This is a genomic window from Mesorhizobium sp. M8A.F.Ca.ET.021.01.1.1, assembly GCF_003998025.1.
Classification (GTDB): domain Bacteria; phylum Pseudomonadota; class Alphaproteobacteria; order Rhizobiales; family Rhizobiaceae; genus Mesorhizobium.
The window spans coordinates 1-3,200 of the sequence record NZ_RZSJ01000661.1 but is presented as its reverse complement, the minus strand read 5'-3'; the positions used below and the strand labels follow the sequence as shown (position 1 = coordinate 3,200).

Annotated in this window: 4 protein-coding genes; 1 reads left to right on the top strand and 3 read right to left on the bottom strand. The window is 65.6% G+C overall.

The genetic code is table 11. From position 1 onward, the window contains the following. Positions 1 to 89 precede the first annotated feature (89 nt). Genes EOA36_RS31705 through EOA36_RS31695 form a run of 3 tightly spaced genes read right to left on the bottom strand, consistent with a single transcriptional unit; the run spans position 90 to position 2,658 of the window. Positions 90 to 1,010, bottom strand: coding sequence for an ABC transporter ATP-binding protein (locus tag EOA36_RS31705; RefSeq protein ID WP_127280798.1), 921 nt, complete (start codon positions 1,008 to 1,010; stop codon positions 90 to 92). Then, a complete protein-coding gene (locus EOA36_RS31700; RefSeq protein ID WP_127280797.1) occupies positions 1,007 to 1,960 on the bottom strand; it encodes an HlyD family efflux transporter periplasmic adaptor subunit in 954 nt (317 codons plus the stop codon). Before EOA36_RS31700 ends, EOA36_RS31705 begins: the two co-directional genes overlap by 4 nt. Then, the gene (locus EOA36_RS31695) at positions 1,960 to 2,658 is read right to left on the bottom strand and encodes a CerR family C-terminal domain-containing protein (protein WP_127280796.1); all 699 of its coding nucleotides are present in this window, start codon (positions 2,656 to 2,658) and stop codon (positions 1,960 to 1,962) included. The genes EOA36_RS31700 and EOA36_RS31695 overlap by 1 nt, the downstream gene beginning before the upstream one ends. A 91-nt stretch (positions 2,659 to 2,749) precedes the next feature. On the opposite strand from EOA36_RS31695, the gene EOA36_RS31690 reads away from it, so the two are divergent. Next, positions 2,750 to 3,200: CYTH domain-containing protein (locus EOA36_RS31690; protein WP_127280795.1), on the top strand; the 451-nt coding region annotated here is incomplete at its 3' end.

Sequence of the window (3,200 nt, the reverse complement as noted above, 5' to 3'; positions counted from 1 at the left end):
GGTGATGCGGTCGCGCCGCATCTGGATGAACTCCTTGATCAGCAGCGCGCCGAGCCGGGCAAAGGAAAAGACGCTGTTCATGCCATGTTTCATGTCATGTTGTCCTTCGAACCGGACATGAACTGGATGAAGACGTCCTCGAGGCTGGTTTCGCCAGGCGTCACGGTCACGCCCTTGTGCTCTCTCTCGACATCGGCAAGCGCTGCTTCAAGCTTCTTGCGGTCGGAGCCGACGACATGCAGCGTGGCGCCGAACGGCGCCACCTGGTCGACGCCGGCGCGGCCCTCAAGCGCTTCGGCCACCTTGTCAAGCCGCGGACCCTGCACCACGAAAGTGGTCAGCCCTGCGTTCTTCACCACTTCGGCCACGGTGCCGGTGGCCAGCATCTTGCCGTAGGAGATGTAGCTGATGCGATGGCAGCGCTCGGCCTCGTCCATATAGTGGGTGGAGACCAGCACGGTCAGCCCGCCGCTGGCAAGGCGATGGATCTCGTCCCAGAATTCGCGCCGCGCCTTCGGGTCGACGCCGGCCGTCGGCTCGTCGAGCAGAAGCAGCTTCGGCTTGTGCATGATGCAGGCGGCCAGCGCCAGCCGCTGCTTCCAGCCGCCGGACAAGGTGCCGGCCAGCTGGTTGCGGCGCGTCGCCAGGCCGAGCTCCTCCAATGTCCGGGCGACATACTCCTCGACTGGTCTCAGCCGGTAGAGCCGCGCCACGAATTCCAGATTCTCGCCGATCGTGAGATCCTCGTAGAACGAGAATTTCTGCGTCATGTAGCCGACTTCGCGCTTGATCCTGAGACTGTCCGTGCGGATGTTGAAACCCAGCACCGTGCCTTCGCCCTCGTCCGGCGTCAGCAGGCCGCACATGATGCGAATCGTGGTGGTCTTGCCCGAGCCGTTGGGGCCAAGGAAGCCGACGATCTCGCCCTCGGCGACCGACATGGTCACATGGTCGACGACGATCTTGTCGCCGAAGCGCTTGACCAGGCCGCGGACGTCGATGGCGTTCATCTTCCCATATCCGCGAGATCGACATCGACGATCTGGCCGGGCTGCAGCGGCCCCGCATCGCCCTCCGGCCGCGCCTCGACGAGGTAGACCAGCTTCTGCCGGTTTTCGAGAGAATAGATCACCGGGGGGGTGAATTCGGGATCGGGCGAGATATAGCTGACGCGCGCCTTCACGTCAGGACCGCAGCCGTCGCAATGGACGCTGAGCAGGCTGCCGACCTTGACCGAGGAGAAGGCCGCTTCCGGAATATAGACGCTGAGCTTCACCGCGCCGTCGGGGAGCACCGAGATGACAGGCGCGGTCGGGCCCGCCGTGTCGCCGGGATTGCGGATGACGTCGTTGACGCGGCCGGGCGAAGGGGCCGCGAGCGTGCGCTTGGAGAGGCGCCACACCGCCTGCTCCAGTTCGGCCTGCGCCTGCTTGACCTGGTTGTCGGCGGCCTTGATCGTCTCGGCGCGCGCCGGCAGGCCGCCGACGGCGAGATTGGCCTCGGCCTGGCCGACCTGGGCGTTGGCGGTTTCCAGCGTCGCCGAGGCGGTGTCATAGTCGGCCTGGGTGCCGGTGCCGCGCTTGAACAGATCGGCGGCGCGAGCGTATTTGCGTCTTGCGTCGTCTGCCTGCGCCTTGGCCATGTCGACTTGAGCCTTGAGTGCGGCGATTTCTTCGGGCCGCTTGCCGACCTGCAGGTCGGCCAACTGCGCCTGTGCTTGGGCGAGGCTTGCCTGCGCCTGCGCCACCGCGATCCTGGCATCGGCATTTTCGAGTGTCACCACGGTGGCTCCCGCCGTGACGCGATCGCCGCGCTTCACCGTCACCGTCTCGACCTGTGCCACCTCGATCGGCGCCAGCAGCACGTATTCGCCCTCGACATAACCGACGGCGAGCGGTGCCGCCGGGGCGCAGGCACCGAACAGCTGGGCGGCGAGCGGCAGTGAACACAGGAAGCTCATTATCTTGGTCCCTTCATCCCTGCCCCCTTTCGGGCGGCCAGCATGGCGCCGAGGTTGTCCGTGGTGGCCGCCACCACCTTGGCGGCCTCGGCGGCACCGATGTCTTGCCAGCCCATGCGGCGCATCACCGCCTCGCGGCCGATGCGGAAATAGATGACCTGGCCGATCAGCGTGAACACGGTGAGCCGGGTCCGTTCGCTCTCGGCCGGCTCGCCGGTGGCTTGCTCCCAGAGCAGGCACAGGCGGCGATGCGCCGGCTCGAAGACGCCGTCATAGATGCGGTCGAGCGCCGCCGTCGGATGCGACAGTTCGCGCAGCACGAACTGCACGATCTCCCCGGCCTGCGGGCTGGCCACGACAAAGCCGACCATCCGTTCCAGGGCCGCGAACAGCTGCGCGCGCGCCGCCTCCGGGTCGCCAGCCGTCGCGGCCTGTTCATTGAGCGCCTGACCGGCGACGGCCTGAATGGTCTCGACGATGAAGTCGGCGGCAGCGGCGCGAAGACCTTCCTTGCCACCGAAATGATAGGCGATCGAGCCGATATTGGCCCCCGCCTCGGCGGCGATTTCACGCGTCGAGGTGCCGTCGAAGCCCTGCCGCCCGAACAGTTTCAGCGCCGCCCGAACGAGCGCGGCACGCGTTAGCTCAGCCGGGGATGTCGCGTGGCGGGGCGGCTTGGCGTCCGACAACTTGATCATGGCAAGCACTTTAATCAATCGATTGATTAAAGTCAACTTGTGTGCGGTGCCGTCTTGCCATCGCCTTCGGCAAACGCTTTAGTGCGCGGCCATGGGCAAGGAAGTCGAGCGTAAGTTCCTGGTCTCCAGCCCCGCGTGGCGGGACCTGGTGGAAGCGGATATCCGCATTCTCCAGTTCTATCTCGCCACGGCACCCGGACGAACCGTCCGCATCCGCATCAGTGATGGCGCCTCGGCCAAGCTGACGCTCAAATTCGGCAGCAGCGCGCGCGAGCGCGACGAATTCGAATATCCGATCCCGCTGGCGGAGGCGGTGGAGATGCTGGACTTCGCCATCGGACGTGTCATCGAGAAGACACGTCACCATGTTAGGCATCGCGGCTATCTCTATGAAGTCGATGTCTTTGGCGGCGCACTGGCGGGACTTGTGGTGGCCGAACTCGAGACTCCGGAAGACGTTCCGGATGAAATGCTGCCGGACTGGCTCGGCCGTGAAGTCACCGGTGAACAGATGTTCTACAACGCGTCGCTCGCCCTCGGGG

Excerpts from the sequence above, each read along its gene's own strand:
- EOA36_RS31695 (WP_127280796.1), bottom strand. The coding sequence starts at position 2,658 with ATGATCAAGTTGTCGGACGCCAAGCCGCCCCGCCACGCGACATCCCCG.
- EOA36_RS31705 (WP_127280798.1), bottom strand. The coding sequence starts at position 1,010 with ATGAACGCCATCGACGTCCGCGGCCTGGTCAAGCGCTTCGGCGACAAG.
- EOA36_RS31700 (WP_127280797.1), bottom strand. The coding sequence starts at position 1,960 with ATGAGCTTCCTGTGTTCACTGCCGCTCGCCGCCCAGCTGTTCGGTGCC.